The organism is Pseudoalteromonas sp. MIP2626 (assembly GCF_013414205.1).
Classification (GTDB): domain Bacteria; phylum Pseudomonadota; class Gammaproteobacteria; order Enterobacterales; family Alteromonadaceae; genus Pseudoalteromonas; species Pseudoalteromonas nigrifaciens.
This window is the reverse complement of sequence record NZ_JAATTW010000044.1, coordinates 1-26974: the sequence shown is the minus strand read 5'-3', so window position 1 is coordinate 26974 and position 26974 is coordinate 1. Positions and strand designations below refer to the sequence as shown.

Annotated in this window: 22 protein-coding genes and 1 tRNA gene; 16 read left to right on the top strand and 7 right to left on the bottom strand. The window is 42.7% G+C overall.

Translation table 11 applies throughout. The annotated features are described in order from the left end of the window. Nucleotides 1–119: 119 nt before the first annotated feature. Nucleotides 120–1379, bottom strand: a complete 1260-nt coding sequence (locus tag HC000_RS14720) for an aromatic amino acid transport family protein (RefSeq protein WP_179808026.1) — start codon at nucleotides 1377–1379, stop codon at nucleotides 120–122. Between the two features lie 332 nt (nucleotides 1380–1711). Here HC000_RS14720 and HC000_RS14715 point away from each other — a divergent pair, with 332 nt between their 5' ends. Continuing rightward, nucleotides 1712–2218, top strand: a complete 507-nt coding sequence (locus HC000_RS14715; RefSeq protein ID WP_179808025.1) for a GNAT family protein — start codon at nucleotides 1712–1714, stop codon at nucleotides 2216–2218. 143 nt (nucleotides 2219–2361) lie between these two features. Here HC000_RS14715 and cysQ read toward each other — a convergent pair whose 3' ends face one another. The 6 genes from cysQ to cysG are packed head-to-tail and all read right to left on the bottom strand — an operon-like array spanning nucleotide 2362 to nucleotide 9326. Beyond that, nucleotides 2362–3132 carry a 3'(2'),5'-bisphosphate nucleotidase CysQ gene (gene cysQ, locus HC000_RS14710; RefSeq protein ID WP_086995166.1) on the bottom strand — a complete coding sequence of 257 codons (771 nt, stop codon included), beginning with the start codon at nucleotides 3130–3132 and terminating at the stop codon, nucleotides 2362–2364. A 10-nt stretch (nucleotides 3133–3142) separates the two neighbouring features. Next, entirely contained in the window at nucleotides 3143–3736 is a 594-nt protein-coding gene (gene cysC / locus HC000_RS14705) for an adenylyl-sulfate kinase (protein WP_011326927.1), read from the bottom strand. A gap of 34 nt (nucleotides 3737–3770) precedes the next feature. Further along, on the bottom strand, nucleotides 3771–5495 hold the full coding sequence (locus HC000_RS14700) for an SLC13 family permease (RefSeq protein WP_086995169.1): 1725 nt from the start codon (nucleotides 5493–5495) through the stop codon (nucleotides 3771–3773). A gap of 30 nt (nucleotides 5496–5525) precedes the next feature. Further along, nucleotides 5526–6950, bottom strand: coding sequence for a sulfate adenylyltransferase subunit CysN (gene cysN / locus HC000_RS14695; RefSeq protein WP_011326929.1), 1425 nt, complete (start codon nucleotides 6948–6950; stop codon nucleotides 5526–5528). Further along, on the bottom strand, nucleotides 6950–7849 hold the full coding sequence (gene cysD, locus HC000_RS14690) for a sulfate adenylyltransferase subunit CysD (RefSeq protein ID WP_011326930.1): 900 nt from the start codon (nucleotides 7847–7849) through the stop codon (nucleotides 6950–6952). Before cysD ends, cysN begins: the two co-directional genes overlap by 1 nt. A gap of 55 nt (nucleotides 7850–7904) precedes the next feature. After that, nucleotides 7905–9326, bottom strand: coding sequence for a siroheme synthase CysG (cysG, locus tag HC000_RS14685; protein ID WP_179808024.1), 1422 nt, complete (start codon nucleotides 9324–9326; stop codon nucleotides 7905–7907). Nucleotides 9327–9593: 267 nt separating this feature from the next. On the opposite strand from cysG, the gene deoC reads away from it, so the two are divergent. From deoC to HC000_RS14610, 15 genes are all read left to right on the top strand, one after another. Further along, on the top strand, nucleotides 9594–10340 hold the full coding sequence (deoC, locus tag HC000_RS14680) for a deoxyribose-phosphate aldolase (RefSeq protein ID WP_086995174.1): 747 nt from the start codon (nucleotides 9594–9596) through the stop codon (nucleotides 10338–10340). After that, nucleotides 10330–10830: a hypothetical protein gene (locus HC000_RS14675; RefSeq protein ID WP_089367604.1), complete on the top strand. Its 501-nt coding sequence runs from the start codon at nucleotides 10330–10332 to the stop codon at nucleotides 10828–10830. The genes deoC and HC000_RS14675 overlap by 11 nt, the downstream gene beginning before the upstream one ends. 175 nt (nucleotides 10831–11005) lie before the next feature. Further along, a tRNA-Trp gene (locus HC000_RS14670) sits at nucleotides 11006–11082 on the top strand. Between the two features lie 132 nt (nucleotides 11083–11214). Beyond that, nucleotides 11215–11592, top strand: coding sequence for a preprotein translocase subunit SecE (gene secE, locus HC000_RS14665; protein WP_086995177.1), 378 nt, complete (start codon nucleotides 11215–11217; stop codon nucleotides 11590–11592). Nucleotides 11593–11596: 4 nt separating this feature from the next. After that, complete coding sequence (gene nusG, locus HC000_RS14660) at nucleotides 11597–12160, top strand: transcription termination/antitermination protein NusG (RefSeq protein WP_002958878.1); 564 nt, start codon at nucleotides 11597–11599, stop codon at nucleotides 12158–12160. 210 nt (nucleotides 12161–12370) lie between these two features. Continuing rightward, nucleotides 12371–12799: a 50S ribosomal protein L11 gene (rplK, locus tag HC000_RS14655; RefSeq protein ID WP_058372361.1), complete on the top strand. Its 429-nt coding sequence runs from the start codon at nucleotides 12371–12373 to the stop codon at nucleotides 12797–12799. 4 nt (nucleotides 12800–12803) lie between these two features. After that, nucleotides 12804–13508: a 50S ribosomal protein L1 gene (rplA, locus tag HC000_RS14650; RefSeq protein ID WP_011326937.1), complete on the top strand. Its 705-nt coding sequence runs from the start codon at nucleotides 12804–12806 to the stop codon at nucleotides 13506–13508. A gap of 322 nt (nucleotides 13509–13830) precedes the next feature. Then, complete coding sequence (gene rplJ / locus HC000_RS14645; protein WP_011326938.1) at nucleotides 13831–14325, top strand: 50S ribosomal protein L10; 495 nt, start codon at nucleotides 13831–13833, stop codon at nucleotides 14323–14325. 74 nt (nucleotides 14326–14399) lie between these two features. Next, entirely contained in the window at nucleotides 14400–14762 is a 363-nt protein-coding gene (gene rplL / locus HC000_RS14640) for a 50S ribosomal protein L7/L12 (protein WP_011326939.1), read from the top strand. Between the two features lie 270 nt (nucleotides 14763–15032). Then, the gene (gene rpoB, locus HC000_RS14635; RefSeq protein WP_086995185.1) at nucleotides 15033–19058 is read left to right on the top strand and encodes a DNA-directed RNA polymerase subunit beta; all 4026 of its coding nucleotides are present in this window, start codon (nucleotides 15033–15035) and stop codon (nucleotides 19056–19058) included. Between the two features lie 104 nt (nucleotides 19059–19162). Next, complete coding sequence (gene rpoC / locus HC000_RS14630) at nucleotides 19163–23332, top strand: DNA-directed RNA polymerase subunit beta' (protein ID WP_179808023.1); 4170 nt, start codon at nucleotides 19163–19165, stop codon at nucleotides 23330–23332. Between the two features lie 195 nt (nucleotides 23333–23527). Further along, the gene (gene rpsL / locus HC000_RS14625) at nucleotides 23528–23902 is read left to right on the top strand and encodes a 30S ribosomal protein S12 (RefSeq protein ID WP_008165517.1); all 375 of its coding nucleotides are present in this window, start codon (nucleotides 23528–23530) and stop codon (nucleotides 23900–23902) included. Nucleotides 23903–24000: 98 nt separating this feature from the next. Continuing rightward, nucleotides 24001–24471 (top strand): 30S ribosomal protein S7, encoded by a 471-nt coding sequence (gene rpsG, locus HC000_RS14620; RefSeq protein WP_011326942.1) that lies wholly within the window; start codon nucleotides 24001–24003, stop codon nucleotides 24469–24471. Between the two features lie 27 nt (nucleotides 24472–24498). Continuing rightward, nucleotides 24499–26613, top strand: a complete 2115-nt coding sequence (gene fusA / locus HC000_RS14615; protein ID WP_011326943.1) for an elongation factor G — start codon at nucleotides 24499–24501, stop codon at nucleotides 26611–26613. A 62-nt stretch (nucleotides 26614–26675) separates the two neighbouring features. After that, nucleotides 26676–26974 (top strand): GTP-binding protein (locus HC000_RS14610; protein WP_244363788.1); only part of this gene is annotated, 299 nt, incomplete at its 3' end.

Here is a 26974-nt window from a genome sequence, read left to right as displayed (position 1 = left end):
AATACAGGAGCCGTATACGAGGCCCGTACGTACGGTTCTGTGAGAGGGATGAGGCAAAAGCCTCACCCTACTCGATGTGTTAAAAAGCTATAAAAAGCTTATAGCCAGTATATTTAGTATTATTTAAGCATGCTGTAAAGCAAAGCCATTACCGCCATTGAGCCAACCGCTAATATAAATAAGGTGCTTAAACGATTACGATGCTTGTGTAATGCCGGTACTTTATAAACAGCAATCATGGGCATAATAAATAAAATCATCGCAATAATAGGGCCAGATAACTGATCCATCATATCGAGTATGCTCGGGTTTTTAACCGCGCAAAACCAAATAGCAAAAAACATTAGTACAGCACCTACCTTATCGGCAACTTTAGCGCTTATGTTCGACTGCTTAGTTACTAAGCCAGTAAAGCTTTCGCGTGCACCCAAAAAGTGCCCTAAAAATGACGACATAATCGCAATAAACGCCACCAATGGGCCAAGCGTAGCAATAAACGAATTGTCAGTAATATTGGCAAGGTACGATAAAACCGACACATTTTCCGCTTTCGCCGCCGCCATTTGCTCGCCAGTTAAGGACAACACACACGAAAACACAAACAGCAATACAAAGGTAATTAACAGTAAACTGGTGCGCTTTAATATTGCCTCAGACTTAGCAACCGCTTTATTACCATAATGACCGCGTTGTACGTTTACAAAGCTCGAAATAGCCGCTGCGTGGCTAAACGAAAATACAATAATAGGAATCGACAACCACAGTGTTTTACCAAAGCTGCCCACTTCTGGCAGCGCCATATTCGGCATTTGCCAACTAGGGATCAAATACAAGGATAAAAAAAACAATATGCCCACAAGCGGATAAACTAAAATAGCAAAAGCACGAAGCATCAGCTTTTCGCCGCCCATCATTAAGCCAATCATACCTGCAACCAATACACCAGAAAGCAACACCCGCGAAGGCGACTCCATACCAAGCTGGTTCACCATAAAGCTGTCTACGGTATTGGTTAAACCGACACCATAAATAAGTAAAATCGGAAAAATAGATAAAAAGTACAGTAAAGAGATTAGCCGACCCGCGGTCACCCCAAAATGTTCCTCTACTACATCGGTAAAGTCAGCATCTTTATTTTTTGACGACAGCACAAACCGCGCTAAACCGCGGTGCGCTAAAAAGGTCATTGGAAAGGCCAAGCACGCCATAATAATTAACGGCCAAAAACCGCCAATACCAATATTAATAGGTAAAAATAAAATACCGGCACCAACGGCGGTACCAAATAGGCTTAACGTCCACTGTGTGTCGTGTAAAGTCCAAGAAGACTGTTTTGCTGTAGATGCATTAAAATGCGTAGCATCTTGAGATGGGGGCATAAGCTCACCAGGTTTTTTTTAGAATAATAATGACGGCAAAGCATATAGTTTTTACTTAATGATTTCATTCGATAAACTAGCTTAATATTCGCTTATTTGTAGCGTACCAGTTACGCCTGTAATGAATTTGCAACAGCGTTATAAAAGTGAGCAGAGAATGGCAGTGGCTTTAGCTCAACGTTAAAAATAATAAGCAGGAAAGGTGCACTTAAAAAGGGGGTTAATAGCTTTTCCCCATAAAGTTTAAAGTTTACACACTGCAATCTAGAGTATAATTATTGTAAACTCTACTTTCCACCTAGGTTGTAAAGTGATTAAAAATAGGAGTTTTTGTGATATTTGAAACCTTGTCAGTTAAGCATTTAGCTATGTTATTGCAATTTGAATCAGAAAATAAAGCTTGGTTTGAATCAATGCTGCCGCCGAGAGAGGATTACTTTTATCGCGATTTAGGCATTAAAATGCATATTTATGATGCCATTATAAACATGCAATTAGGTACGCATTATTCGGGTGTGCTTATTGTTAAAGAGCAAATTGTTGCGCGCGCAAATTTAAAAGATATAACAGGGCAAACAAACACTGCCGCAGTGGGTTATCGAGTTGCTAAAAATAGCATAGGTAAAGGCTACGCCAGTTTTTGCCTTAACGAATTAATTAGCATAGCCGCTCAGCATTATGCAGTTAACCAGTTAGAAGCCTTAGTACTAGATAATAACCCCGCCTCAAAAGCCGTACTATTAAAGTGTGGCTTTAAAGTGCAATCCCATAAAGATAACTATATAGCAATAAACGGACTCACATTAGGCGTTACACACTTTTTACGCGCACCGATTTAAGTGTTTTTTGAGGTGAAATTGGAAGATTAAAATATTGTGGTTAACAGCGGTTATTCGTTGGGTTTCGCTTCACTCAACCCAACCTACGGTGTTTAAATTGACATAGAGCTGCTAGTAGCTAAAAGCCCGCAGCTCTAGGCGCTTTATTCTTCAATAGCTGAAACAATAAAATACGGATTTAAATACTCATCTTTGGTGTTATAAATTAGCGGGCTGCCATCAAGTTTAGTCACTTTAGCGCCGGCGATTGCGGCGATTGCATGGCCGGCGCCAGTATCCCATTCACAGGTTGGGCCTAAGCGGGGGTAAATATCAGCACTGCCTTCGGCCACTAAGCACAGCTTTAGTGAGCTGCCTTTTGAAACCATTTCTACCTCGTCAAAGCGTTTTACAAATTCGGCTAAATCGGGTGAGGGGTGTGAGCGGCTGCCAACTACGCGTATTAACCCTGTGTTTGGTTTGGTAGTTACTTTTAGCTCTATGCGCTCATCGCCTTTGTCTTTAAATGCGCCTATGGCTTCGCTTGCTAAGTAAGATACGCCAAGGGCTGGGGCGTCTACTACCGCTAAAACCGGAATGCCATTTTCGATAAGTGCGATATTTACGGTGAATTCACCATTTTTTTTAATAAACTCTTTGGTGCCATCGATAGGATCTACTAGCCAGTAACTTTTCCATGCTTTGCGAACTTCCCAGCTTATATCTGCGTTTTCTTCACTTAATATAGGAATGTCGGGAGTGAGCTGCTGTAGCCCTGCGACAATAATTTTATGAGCTGCTAAGTCGGCGTCGGTTACAGGGCTTTCATCGGCTTTGTATTCAACGTTAAAGTCCTTTTGATAAATTCCCATTATGGCGCTACCCGCTTTGCGGGCAAGGATCAGGGTTTCTTCTAGCAGTTCGGTTTGGTTCATTGGGGTTAACCTATATTATGTGCTGTTGTTTTAGATACGTTATCAGCTGAACAACCGATTGGTCTAGCGTGTTTTTACTGGTATCTAAAATTATTTCTGGATTGATGGGTATTTCGTAACTGGAATCAATGCCGGTAAAGTGTTTAATTTCGCCAGCGCGGGCTTTTTTGTATAAGCCTTTAGGATCGCGGCTTTCGCATACATCGAGTGGGGTGTCGATAAATACTTCAATAAACTCCTTGTCATCTACTAAGCTGCGTACCATGTCGCGCTCTGCTCTAAAAGGCGATATAAACGCAGTAAGCACTAACAAGCCAGCGTCAACCATTAGCTTTGCTGTTTCGCCTACGCGGCGAATATTTTCAACTCGGTCTGCGTCGCTAAAGCCTAGGTCTTTACATAAACCGTGGCGTACGTTGTCGCCATCGAGCAGGTAAGTATGAATACCTTGTTGATTAAGTGCGGCTTCTAGCGCGTTTGCTACAGTGCTTTTACCGGAGCCCGAAAATCCGGTAAACCATATAATAGCGCTCTGATGCTTTTTTTGCTCACTACGTTGTGCTTTAGTGGTTGCGTAGTTATGCCAAACAATATTTTCATCCATAGTGAGTTATCTCTTTATGCTGTGCGTGCCGGTATTAAAACGGAAATACTAGCGGGATCAAGGTTAATACTGTTATTGAATAAATAATAGAAAGGGGCAAGCCCATCACTACATAATCTTTTAAACGATAGTTACCCGCGCTGTAAACCATAAGGTTAGTTTGATACCCAAACGGCGATATAAAACTTGCTGATGCGCCAAACGCAACCGCCATAATAAATGGCAGTGGGTCTACGTTAAAGCCAACGGCAAGTGAATAGGCAACCGGAAACGACAATGCTGCAGCGGCGTTATTGGTTATCAGCTCGGTAAATAATACTGTCATTAAAAATATTGCGATAAAGGCGCTGTATGGGCCAAAGTCGCCAAGTACTACAAACATAGCCGCCGATATTTGCCCAGCAAGTCCGGTGCCTATCATTAGTTTTGCTAAGCCTATGGCGCTGCCTACTACGGCGAGTAACTCAATAGGAAAGCGACGTTTTACTTCGCTAAGCTTAATAGTACCGCAAAGCATAAAGCCAATCAGTAATACTAATAAGCCTTTAACTAGCGGCACTAAGCCAATAATACTTAAGCCCAGTACAGCGGCAAAGCTTAGCAGCACAATGTTTGACTGTTTAGGCGCTAGGTGAGTTTGTAAATCAAACCCCGATATATACACAAATTCGCGCTTTAAATTAGGCAAGCTGTAAAAGTTTTTACCCGGGGCGAGTATTAGTGAGTCGCCTGCTTGTAAGTGCACTTGCCCTAAACCACCTTGCAGGCGATCGTGGCCGCGGCGAATAGCAATAACGGCCGCATGAAACTGCTCTCTAAAGCGGGCTTCTTTTACGGTTTTACCAATAAATTTTGAAGACTGACTTACGACAACCTCTACTAAGTGTTCTATGTCTTTTTGATGATTGTCGTGCACTACTTTTAAACCATCGAAACGCGTAAGTAGGGGGACTGATTTTATATCGCCCACAAAAAGTAATATGTCGTTTTGTTTAATTATTTGCTGTGGCGTGACCGCACAAATACGTTGGTTATCGCGAATTATTTCGCCTAAAAATAAGTCTTTAAGTTCACGCAGGCCATTTTCTTCTACGGTGCGACCAATTAGCTTTGAACCGGCTTGTACTTTACCTTCAAGATAAAAAGGTACGACTTCTTGGTCGCTTTTACCGTTGTCGGGTAAGTATTTTAACATGACTAAAATGGTGATTAAGCCCACGCTTAATGCGCCCAAACCTACTAAGGTAAAGTCAAAAAATCCCAGTGGTGCCATACCCGCATCTACGGCAAAACCATTTACGATTAAGTTGGTAGATGTGCCAATAAGGGTAATAGTGCCGCCTAAAATAGCAGTGTACGATAGTGGTAATAGTAACTTTGATGGTGAGTGATTGGGGTTGTCTTTTATCGCGGTAATTAAGGAAGCAACCACGGCGGTGTTATTGGTAAACGACGATAAAAACGCGGTCGAAAGTCCCAATTTAGTCACTGATTTAACTAAACTACCACTCGATAGCGATTGCGCTAATTTTTGAATAAGGGTGGTTTTTTCAATCGCAATTGACACTAATATTAATAGCACCAAAGTAATTAGCGACGGGTTAGTATAATTAACTAACATGCTTTCTAAATCTATTAGCCCTGCTAAGTAGCTGCTACCAATGGCTCCCACAAATAGCCATGCAGGATTAAGCCGAGTGCCAAAAAGGCACCCGACTAAGGTAAGCATAATGCCTGTTAAAATGAGCTGATCTATCATGCTTTATATCCTATAACAGGCTAAAAAGTATTATAACTTTGATATATCAAGCGCTTGCCAATGCGGAAAGTGCTTGCGTACTAAAGTGTTAAATTCAACTTCAAAAGCACTAAAGTTACTTTGCTGCGCTTGGCTTTGCAGTACTTGCTCTATCATACCGGCTGCAATAGTTAAGTTAGATAAGCGATCGATAAGTATAAACGAGCCGGTTTCGTGATTACTGTGATACTCATCAGCCAAAATAGTTTCGCTAAGTTCTAGCGTTACAATAGCGATTTCGTTTAACTGTAGAGTGTCGCTGCTACCATGCTCTAAGGTATTTACATCGATAGTGTGATCAATCTTAGTAACTTGAGCAGAGGTGTTTTTGCTACCAAGTTTAAAGTTATAGCTTTTACCTAGTTGCAGCGGCGTTTCGTGCATCCATACTAATTTAGCTTGTAGCTGGTTGGTAACTATTGCCGTAGAACTTGCAGGTACAATGACATCGCCTCGGCTAATATCAATTTCGCTATTTAGCGTAACGGTAATTGCTTGGCCAGCTTGTGCACTGTCTAGGTTGCCATCAAAGGTAACAATTTCTTTAATGCTAGAAGTTTTGCCCGATGGTAGTACTTTTATTGCATCGCCCACTTGTAACTTGCCTGAGGCTAGTGTGCCCTGAAAACCGCGAAAGTTTAAGTTAGGACGCGCCACATACTGCACCGGTAAACGTGCTTCAAAGTCAGTGTCGATTTGCGCTGCTGGCGAGTCTTCTAATAACTCTAGCAATGGCTTGTCGGTGTAATAAGGCGTATGTACAGAGCGAGTAACTACGTTATCGCCTTTAAGCGCCGACATAGGTACAAATTTAATGTTACTTACATTAAGTTGCTCGGCAAACTTTAAGTAGTCGGCTTTAATTTTTTCATAAACAGTTTCGTCAAAATCAACGATATCCATTTTATTAATAGCCACAACAAATTGCTTAATACCAAGCGAGTCACAAATAAAGCTGTGGCGCTTAGTTTGTACTTGCACGCCGTAACGCGCATCCACCAAAATAATGGCCACATCGCTGGTTGATGCACCCGTTACCATGTTACGCGTGTATTGCTCGTGCCCTGGGGTGTCGGCAATAATAAACTTGCGCTTAGCGGTTGAAAAGTAACGATACGCTACGTCAATGGTTATGCCTTGCTCGCGCTCAGCTTGTAGGCCATCTACAAGCAATGCTAAATCAAGGTCATCACCTGCGTTACCTACTTTTTCGTTATCTTTATGCAGCGCTGCTAGCTGATCTTCATAAATTTGGTGGCTGTCGTGCAGTAGGCGGCCAATGAGTGTTGATTTACCGTCATCTACGCTGCCACAGGTAAGCATGCGTAATAAGCTTTTGTCTTGCTGACGTGCTAGGTAAGCGTCTATACCGATTGCTTTTACTTCGTTAAATGTGTCGTTATTTTGATTAGCCATTAGAAATACCCTTCACGTTTTTTCTTTTCCATTGAGCCTGCCGAGTCATGGTCAATAACTCGACCTTCACGTTCAGATGACGTAGATAGCAGCATTTCTTCAATAATTTCGGTTAATGAGCTGGCCGTTGATTCCACTGCACCGGTAAGTGGGTAGCAGCCTAAAGTACGAAAACGTACCGACTTCATCATTGGCACTTCACCCTCCAAAAGTGGCATACGCTCATCGTCAACCATAATTAAGGTGCCGTCGCGATCAACCACTGGGCGCTCTTTTGCTAGATACAAAGGCACCATGTCGATGTTTTCTTGATAAATATATTGCCAAATATCCAACTCGGTCCAGTTAGACAGTGGGAATACACGAATACTTTCACCTGGATTTACTTGGCTGTTGTACGTATTCCAAAGCTCTGGGCGTTGGTTTTTAGGATCCCAGCGGTGGTGCTTATCGCGAAATGAGTAAACACGTTCTTTAGCGCGTGACTTTTCTTCGTCGCGGCGTGCGCCACCAAAGGCAGCATCAAAGCCATATTTGTCGAGTGCTTGCTTTAAACCTTGAGTTTTCATTATATCGGTATGTTTACCAGAGCCATGCTCGAATGGGCTTATACCAATTTCCATGCCTTCTGGGTTTTTATGCACTAGTAGCTCAAAGCCGTATTCTTTGGCAATACGGTCACGAAATTCAATCATTTCGCTAAACTTCCAATTAGTGTCTACGTGTAATAACGGAAACGGAATTTTTGCAGGGTAAAATGCTTTACGCGCTAAGTGCAAAAGTACCGACGAATCTTTACCAATTGAGTAAAGCATTACTGGGTTCTCAAACTCAGCGGCGACTTCGCGCATGATTTTGATACTTTCAGCTTCAAGCTGCTGAAGGTGAGTTAAAGCCATTGTTAGTCGTCCTACTAAAATAATTAAAAGTTAAAATCTAATAAATGTATAAAGCTTATGCCACATCGGTAAGTGGTTGCGCAAAACTGCTAGTTTGCGCTTTGGCACCAAACCAATGTAACTCTTGGTGCAAGGATGCTACTTCGCCAATAATAAGCAGCGCAGGAGAAACCACACTGTTACGCGTAATTAAATCGGCAAGCTCGCCCAGCTTTCCAGTAATTACGCGTTGATTTTTACGGGTGCCGTTTTCAATAATGGCAACGGGTGTGTTGGCGTTGCGGCCATGCTTTAAAAGCTCAGCTTGTATATGTGGCGACTTTATCACGCCCATATAAATAGCTAAGGTTTGATTTGGTTTAGCCAGCGATTGCCAATCGAGTTCTTGGCCGTCTTTTTTACAATGCCCGGTTACAAACTGAATCGCTTGTGCGTGGTCACGATGGGTAAGCGGAATACCCGCATAGGCACTGCATCCTGCAGCGGCTGTTATACCAGGTACAATTTGATAATTTACCTTGTTAGCCGCAAGTACTTGTACTTCTTCGCCACCACGACCATAAATAAACGGATCGCCACCTTTAATACGGCATACTTTTTTACCTTGCTTGGCTAAATCGACCAGCATTTGGTTAGTGTCTTGCTGCGCTACGCTGTGATCGCCTAAACGCTTGCCTACACAAATAAGGTCGGCATCGCGGCGCACTAACTCCATGATCTCGTCAGACACTAAATAGTCATAAACCACTACATCGGCTTGTTGCATAAGTTGCAGTGCCTTAAGTGTCAGCAATTCAGGATCGCCAGGGCCTGCACCTACTACATAAACCTCGCCTTCGGGCTCGGCTTTAGCATTTAGCATGTGTTCTAACTGTTGCTCTGCGGCTTGGGTGTCGCCGGTTTGTACTTTACTAACAACAGATGAGTCGAATACGCCTTCCCAAAACTGGCGACGATCGGCAAAGTGCTTAAAGCGTTGTTTTACTTTGCTTCTAAAGCCACCCACAAGCGTTGCCAGCGGGCCAATATGTTGCGGTATTAGGGTTTCTAGTTTTTCGCGTAAACGGCGCGCTAATACCGGGGCAGTGCCTGCGCTGGATATAGCAATTGTGATTGGGTTGCGATCGACAATCGATGGAAATATAAAGGTGCACTTAAGCTGATCGTCAACTACATTAACAAAAATGTTATGAGTATTAGCCAGTTCAAACACTTGGCTATTTACATGCTCTAAATCTGTAGCAGCAATTACCAGCATCATATTTTTTAAATGTTGCTCGCTAAAGTACTCATGTATAAGCGTTACTTTATTTTCGCTAGCAAGTTCAATGAGCTGTTGGCAAAATTTGGGAGCGACTAAAGTAATACTGGCACGCGCTTTTAAAAGCGCGCTGCATTTGCGCAACGCAACATCTCCACCGCCAACAACCAATACAGGTTTGTTGTCGAGTTTGGTAAAGATAGGTAAATACTGCACGTTAATCACACCCCTAAAATAAATGGCTCGTTTAGCCTGATAGCCACAATATAGCGCCACATACTAAGTAAAAAATAATTAAAACCCACTCGTTATAACTAAAAGTTATAACGAGTGGGTTTTTAAGGCCGAAATCTTAATTAGTAAGGCTTTGCGGTCGGTTGCATGTAAAACTAAGGGCTTAGAGTGTTTGGTTATGAGCTATAGCAAGTTTAGGTTACTATAATTACAGGTATTAAATCACGGTATAAATATGATGAGGTTACTATGATTAAACAACAAAAAGAGGCTGCTTTGGCTGTCGCCTTAATGGATTTAACCAGCTTAAATAGCAACGATGATAGTGCCGCTATTAATACGTTAGTGAACAGCATTAACCCTAAATTAGGCACGCCCGCTGCAGTATGTGTTTACAGTGATTTTGTAGCAGAAGCAAAAATAGCCTTAGCTACCAGAGAGCTAAGCCATATAAAAGTAGCCACAGTAACTAACTTTCCAACGGGTGACGCACCTTTAAATACCGTAATAAACGAAACACTAATTGCCATAGAGCGCGGTGCAGATGAAATTGATTTAGTTATTCCATATAAAGCGCTAATAGCGGGTGATAAAAGCCGTGTGCTTAAGTATGTTACCGAGAGCAAAAAAGTCTGTGGGTCGCGCGCTCTACTTAAAGTTATTATAGAAAGCGGCGAGTTACAAACACCTGATTTAATCGCATCAGCCACATTATTAGCTATTAAAGGCGGTGCCGACTTTGTAAAAACCAGTACCGGTAAGGTCGCCGTTAATGCCACGCTTGATGCGACAAAAACTATACTCAATACCATTAAAGAATCGGGCAAGCTAGTTGGCTTTAAAGCGGCGGGAGGAGTTAAAACAGTTGCAGATGCGAGCGATTACTTAACCCTTGCAAGCACTATTATGGGTAATGACTACTTACAAGCAAATACCTTTAGATTTGGCGCATCAAGTTTATTAACTAATGTGTACGCGGTATTAAATGAAGCGTGATAGCGAACAAGAAAAACAACAGTTAGAGCATGAGGCAGCGAGGTTGTTTTTACGTTGTTATGAGCAGCAATATGGCATTCATATGCGCCATATTTGGCATAATGAGCCCAATAAGCCCGACGTTAGCTGCTACAAAGGCGATCAGCAACTTGATATTGAAGTTGCGCATTTATATGCCAGTGAAACCGAAGCAATGGCAGTGCTTGGCCGGCCACTGTCAATTCCAATGCAACGGGCATTGGCCGATATGGCGCAAGCCCCAAGTGAGCAAAGGTTACGCCTAGCGTTAGAGAGATTACTGGAGCAAAAAGCCACTAAATCTTATCATTCAGCGCGAACTTGGTTATTAATTCGCAATGCCAGCACTATTTGGCATAAAGCCGACTTTGATGCTCAGCTTAAAATGATTAGTGTGCCGCAAACGCATGCATTTGAGCAAATTTGGTTGTTATGCGATTTTTATCGTGGCGAGTTGGTACGTTTATTTTGATTTTTTTACGGTAACTCATTGCAGGAATGACTTTTTATTGCATAAATAAATATTAATTTAGCGGGTTAAGTGGTTAAATAATGCGGTGTGTAAATTAACGGTGAAGATTTTATCAGATGACAATCTTTACTCTTGTGTTAATGAACTGCGTAAGTATAATAGGCATCCACTTTGCAGGGGCGTAGTTCCAATTGGTAGAACAGCGGTCTCCAAAACCGACGGTTGGGAGTTCGAATCTCTCCGCCCCTGCCAATATTACTCGCGATGCGGGTAAGTCTGGGGTTAAAAATCGGTTTAAATAAGTCTGTTTTTAAGTTTGGATTTTAATGGATTAACCCTACCATAGCGTAGGGTTGTTGTGTCTGTAGTTAAGGTAATAATATTATGAGCACGAATGTAGAAACGCCATCAAGTGCGATGGAGTCAGTAAAGTGGTTAGTAGCAATAGTGCTACTTGCAGGCGCAGTTGTTGGTAATCACATGTTTGCAGATCAGTCTGTATTACTACGTGCGATTGGCGTTGTAGTTGCAATAGCAGCTGGTTTAGCAATTGCCTCGCAAACAGCTAAAGGACGTACTTTCCTTACTTTTGCTAAAGAAGCAAGAATTGAAGTGCGCAAAGTAATTTGGCCAACGCGTCAAGAAACTACCCACACGACATTAATTGTAATGGTTGCAACAGTGATAATGGCACTTATCCTTTGGGGATTAGATGGCATTTTATTCCGCGCTGTAGGCTTTTTAACTGGATTGGAGATCTGATCCCATGTCGGATGAGAACGAGAACAAAGAAATTAAGTTACGTTGGTATGTAGTACAGGCCTTTTCTGGTTACGAAAAGCGTGTAGCTCAAACGTTAATTGAACATATTAAAATCGAAGGTCTAGAATCGAGCTTTGGTGAGATACTAGTACCAACTGAAGAAGTTGTTGAGATGCGCGCTGGCCAAAAGCGTAAATCTGAGCGTAAATTCTTCCCAGGTTATGTATTAGTACAAATGGATATGAATGACGCAAGCTGGCACTTAGTGAACAGCACAGAACGCGTTATGGGCTTTATTGGCGGTACGTCTGATCGTCCTGCTCCTATCAGCCCTAAAGAAGCTGAGCGCATTCTTAATCGCCTACAAGAAAATGCTGAAGCACCTAAACCTGCTACCTTATTTGAACCAGGTGAAGTTGTTCGTGTTACTGACGGTCCATTTGCTGACTTTAGCGGTGTTGTTGAGGAAGTTGACTACGAAAAGAGCCGCGTTAAAGTGTCGGTACTTATTTTTGGTCGTTCTACACCGGTTGAACTTGAATTTGGTCAAGTTGAACAAGATAAGTAATTGATTAAAAAAGTGATGCTAATTTTTCTATAAAATTTGGCACGAAGCTTGAAAAAGGCCGCTGATTAACTTATAATCAGCGGCCTTTTTGTATTTGGGTAAATTAATTTACGCTACAAAAAGTACGAAACAATTTTTTAAATTGGGGAGCCGTTAGAGTACGCGTCCTCGCGCGCACAAGGCTGAGACCCACTTAATGAGGTATTTATAATGGCTAAAAAAGTTGAAGCTCTAATCAAGCTACAAGTTGCCGCTGGTATGGCTAATCCTAGTCCACCAGTAGGTCCTGCACTAGGTCAACACGGTGTGAACATCATGGAATTCTGTAAAGCGTTTAACGCACGTACAGAGTCTATCGAAAAAGGCGCTCCAGTTCCTGTAGTGATCTCTGTTTACGGTGACCGTTCTTTTACGTTCGACATGAAAACTCCACCTGCAGCATACTTGCTACTTAAAGCAGCTGGCGTTAAATCAGGCTCAGGCCGTCCTAACACTGAAAAAGTAGGCACAGTAACTCGTGCTCAACTTGAAGAGATTGTTGAGACTAAACGAGCTGACCTTACAGCTTCTGATTTAGAAGCTGCGGTTCGCACTATCGCAGGATCTGCTCGTGCGATGGGCTTGAGCGTAGAGGACTAAGAATATGGCTAAATTAACTAAACGTATGCGTACTATCCGCGAAAAAGTGGAAGTAACTAAAGATTACGAAATCAACGAAGCGATCGCGCTTTTAAAAGAGTTAGCGACAGCTAAATTCGTAGAAAGTGTTGACGTTGCTGTTAACCTTGGTATCGATGCTCGTAAATCTGATCAAAACGTTCGTGGTGCAACTGTACTACCTAACGGTACTGGTCGTGACGTTCGCGTTGCAGTATTCACACAAGGCGCTAACGCAGAAGCTGCGAAAGAAGCCGGTGCTGAATTAGTAGGTATGGAAGATCTTGCTGAGCTAGTTAAAAAAGGCGAGATGAACTTTGACGTTGTTGTTGCATCACCAGACGCTATGCGTGTTGTTGGTCAACTAGGTCAAATCTTAGGCCCACGTGGTCTAATGCCAAACCCTAAGACTGGTACAGTAACACCTAACGTTGCTGAAGCAGTTAAAAATGCAAAAGCGGGTCAAGTACGTTACCGTAATGACAAAAATGGTATCATCCATACTACTATTGGTAAGGTTGATTTCACTGCTGAGCAATTGCAACAAAACCTTGAGTCACTAATTGTTGCGCTTAAGAAGGCTAAACCTTCTCAAGCTAAAGGTGTTTACGTGAAGAAAGTAAGCATCTCTACAACAATGGGCGCAGGCGTTGCTGTTGACCAAAACACGTTAAGCACTACTGTAGCTTAATCGGTGTTTACATGGCGTGAAATTTGTACTATAATTTCGCGCCATTTTGTTGATTAATTCGTTTTTCAGCAAAGTAAAGAATTCGGGTTGAAGTCCATAATTTCGTTGCACCTTAGGGTAAATCGATAAATTGGACTTCCGTCCAAGACCGTAGGTGGCTTCGGCCTTAATACTCACCTACGTAGACGGTGTAGACCCCAGATAGATTTTTCCTAATCCTTCTGGCTCTCGCCGTAAAAAGCATCTCTATCTTGTTTGATAGGGAAGAGTAGAACAGGGGACACCGAGTGTCGGTAACCCCATTAAACCAGGAGTAACACCCATGGCTTTAAATCTTCAAGGCAAACAAGCAATAGTTGCTGAAGTCAACGAAGCAGCCAATGGTGCTCTATCTGCAGTTGTTGCAGATTCTCGTGGTGTAACAGTTGGCGCAATCACTGCCCTTCGTAAAGAAGCTCGTGCAAATGGTGTTTGGATGAAAGTTGTCCGTAACACTTTAGCAAAACGTGCTCTTGAAGGAACACAGTTTGAGTGCCTTTCTGATTCATTTGTTGGTCCAAGCTTAATCGCTTTCTCATCAGAGCACCCAGGTGCTGCTGCGCGTATCTTTTCTGCTTTTGCAAAAAAGAACGAGAAATTTGAGCTTAAAACGGCCGCTTTTGAAGGAAATGTTGTTGATGCAGCAATGCTTGCTACATTACCTACATACGACGAAGCTGTTGCACGCTTAATGAGCGCTATGAAAGAAGCGTCTGCTGGTAAATTGTGTAAAACAATTGAAGCAGTACGTGTACAGAAAGAAGAGCAAGCTGCTTAATTTTAAGTTGTTTAATCCCTTTCGGTGTAAAATTTATTTGGACTTAAAGTCCGTTAATTATTAGGAAATTTGAAATGTCTGTATCTAAAGACCAAATCCTTGACGCAATTGCTGAAATGTCAGTAATGGACGTTGTTGCTCTTATCGAAGCAATGGAAGAAAAATTCGGCGTAACTGCTGCTGCTGGTATGGTAGCTGGTCCAGCTGCTGAAGCAGTTGAAGAAAAGACTGAATTTGATGTAATCCTTACTGGCGCTGGCGCTAACAAGGTTTCTGCAATCAAAGCAGTTCGTAGCGCAACTGGCCTAGGCCTTAAAGAAGCGAAAGCTCTTGTTGAAGCTGCACCAACACCTGTTAAAGAAGGTATCTCTAAGGAAGAAGCTGAAGCTCTTGCTAAAGACCTTACTGAAGCTGGTGCTGAAGTTGAGGTTAAGTAATTTAGCTTTTGCTAAGTTCGCTGCCTGAGAAATCAGGCAAGGGCTGGTGATTATTTAATCACCGGCCTTTTTGCGCTATAGAGTGATGCACTCTTTTAGTTCAAATAAAATCTGGTTTTTTCTTTACTTTCAACGCTTTATAGTTTGCTAGTGTTAAAGTGGGACTAAATTAGAACAACAATCAAATGTTGTAAATCTTGGCATAGATGCCAGTTAAGTCTGTTCTTACAAGAACAGGTCGGGTCAAAGATCAGCAAGCTGAGGAACCCCATGGCTTACTCTTATTCTGAAAAGAAACGTATCCGTAAGGATTTTGGTAAACGTCCACAAGTTTTGGATATACCTTTCTTACTATCTACACAGTTAGAATCGTTTAAAAAATTCTTAGTGCCTGACGCTGATGGCGATCATGGTTTGGAAGCAGCCTTCCGTTCTGTGTTCCCAATTAAAAGCTACTCAGGAAATTCTGAGCTGCAATACGTAAGTTATCGTATTGGCGAGCCAGTTTTCGATGTAAAAGAATGTCAAATTCGCGGTGTGACTTATTCTGCTCCACTTCGCGTGAAATTGCGTCTTGTAGTTATGGACAAAGAAGCTCCAGGCACAGTTAAAGACATTAAAGAGCAAGAAGTTTACATGGGCGAAATTCCGCTCATGACCGATACCGGTACCTTTGTAATCAATGGTACAGAGCGTGTTATCGTTTCTCAGCTACACCGTAGCCCTGGTGTATTCTTTGATAACGACCGCGGTAAAACTCACTCATCGGGTAAAGTGTTATATAACGCACGTGTTATCCCATATCGTGGTTCATGGTTAGACTTTGAATTTGATGCAAAAGATAACTTATATGTACGTATTGACCGTCGTCGTAAATTACCGGCGTCTATTATCTTACGTGCACTTGAGTACTCGAGTGAAGACATTCTTGGTATTTTCTTCGACAACACTACGTTTGAAGTAACTGACGGTAAAGTTCTTATGGAACTGGTACCTTCACGTTTACGTGGTGAAACCGCCGCTTTTGATATTAAGAGCGAAGACGGTGAAGTGTTTGTTGAAAGTGGTCGTCGTGTTACGGCTCGCCATATCAAGAACATCGAGAAAAAAGGCATTAAGCAATTAGAAGTACCACATGAGTACATCATTGGTCGTGTATTAGCGAAAAACTATGTTGATGAGTCAACAGGTGAAGTTGTAGCTAATGCAAATGACGAGCTAACGCTTGAATTAATGGCTGAATTGGTTAAAGCCGGTCACACTAAAATTGATACGTTATATATCAATGAAGTGGACAGCGGTGCTTACATGTCAAATACCTTGAACATTGACTCTTCAAGCAGCCGTTTAGAAGCATTAGTAGAAATTTATCGCATGATGCGCCCAGGCGAGCCACCGACGAAAGACGCGGCTGAAGCCTTATTCCAGAACTTGTTCTTCTCAGAAGAGCGCTATGACTTATCAACGGTAGGTCGTATGAAGTTCAATAGCCGTGTTGGTTACGATACCGATACAGGCCCAGGCACATTAAGCAAAGAAGACATCGTGTCGGTTATGAAGGTATTGATTGCTATTCGTAACGGTGTTGGCGATGTAGATGATATTGACCACTTAGGCAACCGTCGTATACGTAGTGTTGGCGAAATGGCTGAGAACCAATTCCGTGTAGGTTTAGTGCGTGTAGAACGTGCTGTACGTGAGCGTTTAAGCTTAGGTGACCTAGATGCGATAATGCCACAAGATCTTATTAACGCTAAGCCTATTTCGGCAGCGGTTAAAGAGTTCTTCGGCTCGTCTCAGTTATCACAGTTTATGGACCAAAATAACCCGCTATCAGAAGTAACGCATAAGCGTCGTATTTCTGCATTAGGGCCGGGCGGTCTAACTCGTGAGCGCGCAGGCTTTGAAGTACGTGACGTTCACGTAACTCACTATGGTCGCGTATGTCCAATCGAGACTCCTGAGGGTCCAAACATCGGTCTAATTAACTCATTATCTACGTACGCACGTACTAATGATTATGGTTTCTTAGAAACACCTTACCGCAAAGTGGTAGACGGTGTTGTAACTGATGAAGTTGATTACCTATCAGCCATTGAAGAAGGTCAGTTTGTTATCGCACAGGCGAACTCAAACTTAACCGAAACCAATGAGTTTGTAGATGAACTTATTCCATGTCGTCACAAAGGTGAATCTACCTTTATGGGACGTATGGACCAGCAATATATGGATGTATCACCACAACAGGTGATCTCTGTAGCGGCAGCACTTATCCCGTTCCTAGAACACGATGATGCTAACCGTGCATTGATGGGTTCAAACATGCAACGTCAAGCAGTACCAACATTGAAAGCGGATAAGCCGTTAGTAGGTACTGGTATTGAGCTAACACTAGCGAAAGACTCTGGTGTTACTATCGTTGCAAAACGTGGTGGTGAAGTAATGTATTGTGACGCAAGTCGCATCGTTGTTAATGTACATGAAGAAGAACGCGTTCCAGGCGAAGCGGGCATCGACATTTACAACTTAACCAAATACACACGTTCTAACCAAAATACATGTATTAACCAAAAACCAACTTGTATGGTTGGCGAACCGGTTACTCGTGGCGATGTGTTAGCAGATGGTCCTTCGACTGACTTGGGCGACTTAGCTCTTGGTCAAAACTTGCGCGTGGCATTTATGCCATGGAATGGTTATAACTTCGAGGATTCAATCTTACTTTCAGAGCGCGTAGTTGAAGAAGATCGTCTAACGACTATCCACATTCAAGAACTACAGTGTATTGCCCGTGATACTAAATTAGGTTCTGAAGAGATCACTGCAGATATCCCGAATGTGGGCGAATCTGCACTAGGCAAGCTTGATGAATCAGGCGTTGTTTATATTGGTGCTGAAGTTAAAAGCGGCGATATTCTGGTAGGTAAAGTGACTCCGAAAGGCGAAACGCAATTAACTCCTGAAGAGAAGCTACTACGAGCTATCTTCGGCGAAAAAGCGTCTGACGTTAAAGACAGCTCTTTACGTGTACCAAATTCTGTAACTGGTACTGTAATTGACGTGCAAGTTTTCACCCGTGATGGTGTTGAAAAAGATAAGCGTGCGTTAGAAGTTGAAGAAATGCAGCTTCGCGATGCGAAGAAAGACTTCAACGAAGAGTTCCGTATTCTAGAAGCTGGTGTATTAGACCGTGCGCGTAAGTTACTTATCGCAGCTGGCTTTGATGAAGACAAATTAGCGTTATTAAATGCTGAGAAGCTACTTACGCAAAGCCTTGCTGAAGAAGACAAGCAAGCTGAGCTTGAGCAATTAGCAGCCCAGTATGACGAGCTTAAAGCTGAATACGATAAGAAGTTTGAAAACAAACGTCGTAAAATCACTCAAGGCGATGACCTAGCACCTGGCGTACTTAAGATTGTTAAAGTATACCTAGCTGTTAAGCGTTGTATCCAACCGGGTGATAAAATGGCGGGTCGTCATGGTAACAAAGGTGTTATCTCGACTATCGTACCAGTAGAAGATATGCCATACGATGATAAAGGTCGTACGGTAGATATCGTACTTAACCCACTGGGTGTACCATCACGTATGAACATCGGTCAGATCCTTGAAACACATATGGGTCTAGCTGCACGTGGTATTGGTGAACGCATTGAAGAAATGATGAAAGAGCAACGTGAGCTGCATGAGTTACGCGCCTTCATCAAGCAAGCCTACGAAATTGGCGAATCTCGTCAAGTAGTAGACATTGATAGCTTTACAGATGACGAAATTCGTCGTTTGGCTGAAAACTTAAAAGGTGGTTTACCAATAGCTACTCCAGCATTTGATGGCGCGAAAGAAAACGAAATCAAAGACATGCTAGAGCTTGCGGGCTACCCAAGAAGTGGTCAGGTTACACTTTATGATGGCCGTACTGGCGATCAGTTCGAACGTCAAGTAACCGTTGGTTACATGTACATGCTGAAACTGAATCACTTAGTTGATGACAAAATGCATGCGCGTTCTACTGGTTCTTATAGCCTTGTTACTCAGCAGCCGCTGGGTGGTAAAGCACAGTTCGGTGGCCAGCGTTTTGGTGAGATGGAAGTATGGGCACTTGAAGCTTACGGTGCTGCTTACACTCTACAAGAAATGCTAACAGTGAAATCGGATGACGTGAACGGTCGTACTAAGATGTATAAAAACATCGTTGATGGTAACCATAAAATGGAACCAGGTATGCCAGAATCGTTTAACGTATTGTTAAAAGAAATCCGCTCACTGGGTATCAACATCGAGTTGGAAGAAAATTAAGCCAATTAGATGCTGCAGTTAACGCTGCAGCATCTGTTACGGCCGAATAGAATGTAGGGACGAGACTACCCGTCCTCAAGATTAACTCCGACAGGAGAGCTAAGGTGAAAGACTTACTTAAGTTTCTGAAGCAACAAAATAAGACCGAAGAATTCGATGCAATTCGCATTGGTCTTGCTTCACCAGACATGGTTCGTTCGTGGTCATACGGTGAAGTAAAGAAACCTGAGACTATTAACTACCGTACTTTCAAGCCTGAGCGCGATGGCTTATTCTGTGCCCGTATTTTCGGCCCAGTGAAAGATTATGAATGCTTATGTGGTAAATATAAGCGTCTTAAACACCGCGGTGTGATCTGTGAGAAGTGTGGCGTTGAAGTTACACTCACTAAAGTGCGACGCGATCGTATGGGTCATATTGACCTTGCGAGCCCAGTTGCGCATATTTGGTTTTTAAAATCATTACCGTCACGTATCGGCTTAATGCTAGATATGACGCTTCGTGATATTGAACGTGTTCTTTACTTCGAATCATTCGTAGTAACTGAGCCTGGTATGACAACGCTTGAGCGTGGTCAGCTATTAGGTGAAGAAGAATACTTAGATGCACTTGAAGAGCATGGTGATGAATTTGAAGCTAAGATGGGTGCTGAAGCAGTTTTAGACTTGCTTCGTGAACTCGATCTTGCACAATTAATTGCTGAAATGCGTGAAGAGTTACCAACAATTAACTCTGAAACTAAGCGTAAAAAAATCACCAAACGTCTTAAGTTAATGGAATCGTTCCACCAATCAGGTAACAACCCTGAGTGGATGATCATGACAGTACTTCCAGTATTGCCACCTGATCTACGCCCATTAGTACCACTAGACGGTGGTCGTTTTGCGACGTCTGATCTAAATGACCTTTACCGTCGTGTTATTAACCGTAATAACCGTCTTAAGCGTCTATTAGATTTAGCAGCACCAGATATTATCGTACGCAACGAAAAACGTATGTTACAAGAAGCGGTAGATGCGCTACTTGATAACGGTCGTCGTGGTCGTGCAATTACAGGTTCTAACAAACGTCCTCTTAAATCTCTTGCCGATATGATCAAGGGTAAGCAAGGTCGTTTCCGCCAGAACTTACTTGGTAAGCGTGTGGATTATTCAGGCCGTTCTGTAATTACAGTGGGTCCTACACTTAAGCTTCACCAATGTGGTCTTCCTAAGAAGATGGCACTTGAGCTATTCAAACCATTTATCTATGGCAAATTAGAGCGTCGCGGCATGGCTACGACAATCAAAGCTGCGAAGAAGATGGTTGAACGTGAAATGCCGGAAGTATGGGATGTGCTTGACGAAGTAATTCGTGAACATCCAGTATTACTTAACCGTGCACCAACACTTCACCGTTTGGGTATCCAAGCGTTTGAACCTGTGCTTATCGAAGGTAAAGCGATTCATTTGCATCCATTAGTATGTGCGGCCTACAACGCCGATTTCGATGGTGACCAAATGGCGGTACACGTACCGCTAACAATTGAAGCGCAGCTTGAAGCTCGTGCCTTAATGATGTCTACAAACAACATTCTATCTCCTGCGAATGGTGAGCCAATCATCGTTCCTTCACAGGATGTTGTATTGGGTCTTTATTACATGACTCGTGACCGTATTAACGCTAAAGGCGAAGGCGCGATATTTAAAGATCCAAAAGAAGCAGAAAAAGCATACCGTAGTGGCAATGCAGACCTTCACGCAATTGTGAAAGTACGTATTAGTCAATCAGTTAAAAACGAAAACGGCGTAGTAGAAGATACTATCACTGTTATCGATACAACTGTTGGTCGTGCAATTCTGTCGCTAATTTTACCAAAAGGCATGCCGTATGAGTCAATCAATCAGCCGCTAGGTAAAAAGCAGATTTCTGGCTTAATTAATGAGTGTTACCGTCGTCTTGGTCTTAAAGACACAGTTATGTTTGCTGACCAAATTATGTACACCGGTTTCCATTATGCAATGAAGTCAGGTGTTTCAATCGGTATTGATGACTTAGTTATCCCACCGGTTAAAGCGCAGATCATTGAAGCAGCTGAAGCTGAAGTTACTGAAATCAACCAACAATTCCAATCAGGTCTTGTAACGGCTGGTGAAAAGTACAATAAAGTTATCGATATTTGGTCACGTGTAAATGAAAACTTATCACGTGAGATGATGTCTAACTTGTCGAAAGACACAGTTATTAATGCACAAGGTGAAGAAGTAGAGCAAGCGTCATTTAACTCAGTGTTTATGATGGCCGACTCAGGTGCTCGTGGTAGTGCTGCTCAGATCCGTCAGTTGGCGGGTATGCGTGGTCTAATGGCACGTCCAGATGGTTCAATCATCGAGACACCAATCACAGCTAACTTCCGTGAAGGTCTAAACGTACTTCAGTACTTCATCTCAACGCATGGTGCGCGTAAAGGTCTTGCCGATACAGCACTTAAAACAGCTAACTCTGGTTACCTAACGCGTCGTCTAGTAGACGTTGCACAAGATTTGGTAATCAATGAAGATGACTGTGGCACAGAAGATGGCTTAACAATGAAACCGCTTATTGAAGGTGGTGATGTTGTAGAAGCGCTTCGTGAACGTGTTCTAGGTCGTGTTGTTGCTGAAGATATTGTTATTCCAGGTACTAATACAGTACTTGTTGAACGTAACATTATGCTTGACGAAAAACTGTGTGACCTTTTAGAAGAGCATTCAGTAGATGAAGTTCGCGTACGTTCTGTTATCACGTGTGATAATGACTTTGGTGTTTGTGCTAACTGTTACGGTCGTGACCTAGCACGTGGCCATATCATCAACGCAGGTGAATCAGTAGGTGTTATCGCGGCACAATCAATTGGTGAGCCAGGTACACAGTTAACGATGCGTACATTCCACATCGGTGGTGCGGCATCTAGAGCGTCTGCTGAGAATAATGTACAAGTTAAAACTAACGGTACATTAAAGCTTCACAACGCTAAGTACGTATTAAATACAGACGGTAAGATTGCTATTATTTCGCGTTCTACGGAAATTACTATCATTGATAGTTATGGCCGTGAAAAAGAGCGTTATAAAGTACCTTACGGTGCAGTATTAACAGTACAAGACAATGCAGAAGTTCAAGGTAACGACATCGTTGCTACTTGGGACCCGCATAGTCACCCAATCGTACTTGAGCATAAGTCAAAAGTATCGTTCAGCGATATCGATGACTCGAATACTGAAACACAGACAGATGAACTAACCGGTTTAACCCGTATAGTTGTTAAAGATCTTTCTAAAGCGAATGCGAAAGAACCTAAGCTTATCATTGAAAGTGAAGAGCGCGGCTTACAAGAAACACGTCTACCTTCATTCACTACGATTGAAGTAATTGACGGCACGACAGTAAACCCTGGTGACGTATTAGCACGTATTCCGCAAGAAGGTTCGAAAACTCGTGATATCACGGGTGGTCTACCACGCGTAGCCGATTTATTCGAAGCTCGTAAACCGAAAGAACCAGCTATTTTAGCTGAAGTTACCGGTACAATTAGCTTTGGTAAAGAGACTAAAGGTAAGAAGCGTTTAGTTATTACACCAGATGAAGGTGATCATTACGAAGAGATGATCCCTAAATGGCGTCAACTTAACGTGTTTGAAGGTGAACGAGTGTCTAAAGGTGAAGTTATCGCCGATGGTCCAGAATCACCGCATGACATCTTACGCTTACGTGGTGTGACTCATGTTGCTAACTACATTGTTAACGAAGTGCAAGAGGTTTACCGTTTGCAAGGCGTTAAGATCAATGACAAGCACATTGAAACTATTATTCGTCAAATGTTACGTAAATGTACCATTATGCACGGTGGTGATACTGACTTCTTAGCCGGTGAGCAAATTGAAGTGGCACGCGTTAATATCGCAAACCGCGACCTTGAAGCTCAAGGTAAGATCCCAGCTAAGTTTGAAATCCAGTTAATGGGTATCACAAAAGCATCACTAGCAACAGAATCTTTCATCTCTGCAGCCTCTTTCCAAGAGACAACACGTGTTTTAACCGACGCAGCAGTGAATGGTAAGAGCGATGAGTTACGCGGTCTGAAAGAAAACGTAATAGTGGGTCGTTTGATCCCAGCCGGTACCGGCTTTTCGTATCATCAAGAACGTATGGCTCGCCGTAAGCAAAGAAATGTAGTAGAAGAGCAGACTGTAAGTGCAGAAGAGGCAACTCAAGCGCTAACTGATGCTTTAAATGCGGATTTATCTGGAAATTAATAAACTAAACCAAATCAATAGATTAGGTTTTCGCAAGGTAGATATCTTCTACCTTGCGAGCGGTTTAGGTTGACAGGTCAATCTTTGCTCATTAAAATTCCGCCACCCATTTACCTGTGCGTTTAAAACAAACTTGTAAAAACGGGCGGATTTTTTATTTTTTCAGTAGTAATTCTAATTTCAGGAGCTATTTAAATGGCAACTATTAACCAGCTAGTGCGTAAGCCACGCCGTAGCAAGGTTACGAAAAGTAACTCAGCTGCGCTTAAAGCGTGTCCGCAAAAGCGCGGTGTATGTACTCGCGTATATACAACTACACCTAAGAAACCAAACTCGGCGTTACGTAAAGTAGCTCGTGTACGTTTAACTAACGGTTTCGAAGTAACTTCATACATTGGTGGTGAAGGTCATAACCTTCAAGAGCACAGTGTAATCCTAATCCGTGGTGGTCGTGTTAAAGATTTACCAGGTGTGCGTTTTCACACCGTTCGTGGTGCACTTGACTGTGCAGGCGTTAGCGATCGTCGCCAAGCTCGTTCTAAATACGGTACTAAACGCCCTAAAGGCTAATAGTTCTCCGTTAGTAAGGCCAAGCACTAAATATTTTTAATTATTGTTTTGGGTTATTGACTCGATAAGAGCAAACCTGAATAAACCGGAGATACAAAATGCCTAGAAGACGCGTAATAGGTCAACGTAAAATTCTTCCAGATCCTAAGTTCGGATCGGAGCTTCTTGCGAAATTCGTAAACATCGTAATGTTAGATGGCAAGAAATCTACTGCTGAAAAAATCGTTTATGGTGCGCTAAATGTGGCTGCTGAGAAATCAGGCAAGTCGCACCTAGAAATCTTTGAAACGGCACTTGATAATATCCGCCCACAGGTAGAAGTTAAATCTCGCCGTGTTGGTGGTTCAACTTACCAAGTACCAGTTGAAGTACGTCCAGTTCGTCGTAACGCATTAGGTATGCGTTGGTTAGTAGACGCTGCTCGTAAGCGTGGCGAAAAATCTATGGGCTTACGTTTAGCTCAAGAAATCGTTGACGCTGCTGACAACAAAGGCACTGCGGTTAAGAAACGTGAAGACGTTCACCGTATGGCTGAAGCGAATAAAGCATTCGCTCATTACCGTTGGTAATCTGCCCTTAACCTTTAAGAGGATTTTATGGCACGTACAACTCCACTTGAGCGCTATCGTAATATCGGTATTTGTGCTCACGTAGATGCAGGCAAAACCACCACAACAGAACGTATTCTGTTTTACACGGGTCTTTCTCATAAGATCGGTGAAACGCATGATGGTGCTGCAACTATGGACTGGATGGAGCAGGAACAAGAGCGTGGTATCACAATCACTTCTGCTGCAACTACGTGTTTCTGGAAAGGGATGGACGCTCAATTTGACGCTCATCGTATCAATATTATTGATACTCCAGGACACGTTGATTTCACTATCGAAGTAGAGCGTTCTTTACGCGTATTAGATGGTGCGGTAGTTGTTCTTTGTGCTTCATCTGGTGTACAGCCGCAAACTGAGACAGTTTGGCGTCAAGCGAACAAATACGAAGTTCCAAGAATGATCTTCGTAAACAAAATGGATCGCACAGGCGCTGACTTCTTTGCAGTTGTTGACCAGGTGAAATCTCGTCTTGGAGCAACGCCTGTTCCAATTCAGTTGCCAATAGGCGCTGAAGACGGCTTTAAAGGTGTTATTGACCTAATCAAGATGAAAGCTATTAACTGGAACGAAGCGGACCAGGGAATGACTTTCACTTATGAGGCAATACCGGCAGAACTTCAGGAATTAGCCGATGAATGGCGCTCTCATTTAGTTGAAAGTGCTGCAGAAGCTACTGAAGAACTAATGGATAAATACTTAGAGGGTGAAGAGTTAAGTGAAGCCGAAATAAAAGAAGCTTTACGCCAACGTACATTAGCAAACGACATTGTTCCTATGACGTGTGGTAGCGCATTTAAAAACAAAGGTGTTCAAGCGGTGCTTGATTGCGTTGTTGAATACATGCCTGCCCCAACGCAAGTGAAACAAATTCAAGGTATCCTAGAAGATGGTACCGAAGAAGAGCGTCCTGCTGATGATAAAGCGCCGTTTGCTGCACTTGCATTTAAAATTGCAACGGACCCGTTTGTTGGCACCTTAACTTTTTTCCGTGTTTACTCTGGTACAGTTAAACAGGGTGACGCGGTATACAACCCAGTTAAAAGTAAGCGTGAGCGTCTTGGTCGTATCGTACAGATGCATTCAAACTCACGTGAAGAGATCAAAGAAGTCTTCGCAGGCGACATCGCGGCGGCTATTGGTCTCAAAGACGTAACAACAGGTGAAACACTGTGTGATCCGAAATCCATTATTACGCTTGAGCGTATGGAATTTCCTGAACCAGTAATCTCTGTTGCGGTTGAGCCTCGCACAATCGCTGACCAAGATAAGATGGGGATCGCGCTGGGTAAACTAGCGGCTGAAGATCCATCTTTTCGTGTACAAACCGACGAAGAATCGGGTCAGATTATAATATCTGGCATGGGTGAACTTCACCTCGATATCCTCGTCGAACGTATGAAACGTGAATTCAGTGTTGAATGTAACGTTGGTAAGCCGCAGGTTGCATACCGAGAAGCTATCCGTTCAACTGTTAAAGTTGAAGGTAAGTTTATACGTCAATCAGGTGGTCGTGGTCAATATGGTCACGTCTGGCTTAAACTTGAACCGATGGATATTACGGATGACGAAGCACCAATTTACGAGTTCGTTAACGAAACTGTAGGTGGTTCTATTCCCAAAGAATACGTCCCTGCGGTAGACAAAGGCATCCAAGAGCAAATGTCTCAAGGTGTGCTGGCAGGCTACCCATTACTTGGCGTTAAAGCGACTTTATATGATGGTTCATTCCATGATGTAGACTCGAATGAAATGGCATTTAAAATAGCAGGTTCATTGGCAATGAAGCAAGGCGCGCTGCAAGCGAGCCCAGTACTTTTAGAGCCAGTAATGAAGGTTGAAGTACTCACTCCTGAAGCAAACATGGGTGATGTAGTTGGTGACTTAAACCGTCGCCGCGGCATGATCGAAGGCATGGAAGATGCATTAGGTGGACTGAAGCAAATTAATGCACAGGTTCCCCTTTCTGAAATGTTTGGTTATGCTACTGACTTACGATCTGCAACACAGGGTCGTGCTTCATACTCTATGGAGTTTTTGAAGTACGCCGAAGCATCGAAACATGTTGCAGAGACAATAATTTCAGCTCGCGCTGTAATATGATTTTTAGCTTGTTTAACTCAATAGTGAGTTAGACTTTAATTTCTTTATAGGAATTTTTTAAGATGGCAAAAGCAAAGTTTGAACGCGTAAAACCGCATGTAAACGTAGGTACAATCGGCCACGTTGACCACGGTAAAACTACACTAACTGCAGCAATCACTAACGTACTTGCAAAAGTATACGGCGGTGTTGCTAAAGATTTCGCATCAATCGATAACGCTCCAGAAGAGCGCGAACGTGGTATCACTATTTCAACGTCTCACGTTGAATACGATACACCTACACGTCACTACGCACACGTAGATTGTCCTGGTCACGCCGATTATGTTAAAAACATGATCACTGGTGCTGCTCAAATGGA

Excerpts from the sequence above, each read along its gene's own strand:
- HC000_RS14720 (WP_179808026.1), bottom strand. The coding sequence starts at position 1,379 with ATGCCCCCATCTCAAGATGCTACGCATTTTAATGCATCTACAGCAAAA.
- cysQ (WP_086995166.1), bottom strand. The coding sequence starts at position 3,132 with ATGAACCAAACCGAACTGCTAGAAGAAACCCTGATCCTTGCCCGCAAA.
- cysC (WP_011326927.1), bottom strand. The coding sequence starts at position 3,736 with ATGGATGAAAATATTGTTTGGCATAACTACGCAACCACTAAAGCACAA.
- HC000_RS14700 (WP_086995169.1), bottom strand. The coding sequence starts at position 5,495 with ATGATAGATCAGCTCATTTTAACAGGCATTATGCTTACCTTAGTCGGG.
- cysN (WP_011326929.1), bottom strand. The coding sequence starts at position 6,950 with ATGGCTAATCAAAATAACGACACATTTAACGAAGTAAAAGCAATCGGT.
- cysD (WP_011326930.1), bottom strand. The coding sequence starts at position 7,849 with ATGGCTTTAACTCACCTTCAGCAGCTTGAAGCTGAAAGTATCAAAATC.
- deoC (WP_086995174.1), top strand. The coding sequence starts at position 9,594 with ATGATTAAACAACAAAAAGAGGCTGCTTTGGCTGTCGCCTTAATGGAT.
- HC000_RS14675 (WP_089367604.1), top strand. The coding sequence starts at position 10,330 with ATGAAGCGTGATAGCGAACAAGAAAAACAACAGTTAGAGCATGAGGCA.
- secE (WP_086995177.1), top strand. The coding sequence starts at position 11,215 with ATGAGCACGAATGTAGAAACGCCATCAAGTGCGATGGAGTCAGTAAAG.
- nusG (WP_002958878.1), top strand. The coding sequence starts at position 11,597 with ATGTCGGATGAGAACGAGAACAAAGAAATTAAGTTACGTTGGTATGTA.
- rplK (WP_058372361.1), top strand. The coding sequence starts at position 12,371 with ATGGCTAAAAAAGTTGAAGCTCTAATCAAGCTACAAGTTGCCGCTGGT.
- rplA (WP_011326937.1), top strand. The coding sequence starts at position 12,804 with ATGGCTAAATTAACTAAACGTATGCGTACTATCCGCGAAAAAGTGGAA.
- rplJ (WP_011326938.1), top strand. The coding sequence starts at position 13,831 with ATGGCTTTAAATCTTCAAGGCAAACAAGCAATAGTTGCTGAAGTCAAC.
- rplL (WP_011326939.1), top strand. The coding sequence starts at position 14,400 with ATGTCTGTATCTAAAGACCAAATCCTTGACGCAATTGCTGAAATGTCA.
- rpoB (WP_086995185.1), top strand. The coding sequence starts at position 15,033 with ATGGCTTACTCTTATTCTGAAAAGAAACGTATCCGTAAGGATTTTGGT.
- rpsL (WP_008165517.1), top strand. The coding sequence starts at position 23,528 with ATGGCAACTATTAACCAGCTAGTGCGTAAGCCACGCCGTAGCAAGGTT.
- rpsG (WP_011326942.1), top strand. The coding sequence starts at position 24,001 with ATGCCTAGAAGACGCGTAATAGGTCAACGTAAAATTCTTCCAGATCCT.
- fusA (WP_011326943.1), top strand. The coding sequence starts at position 24,499 with ATGGCACGTACAACTCCACTTGAGCGCTATCGTAATATCGGTATTTGT.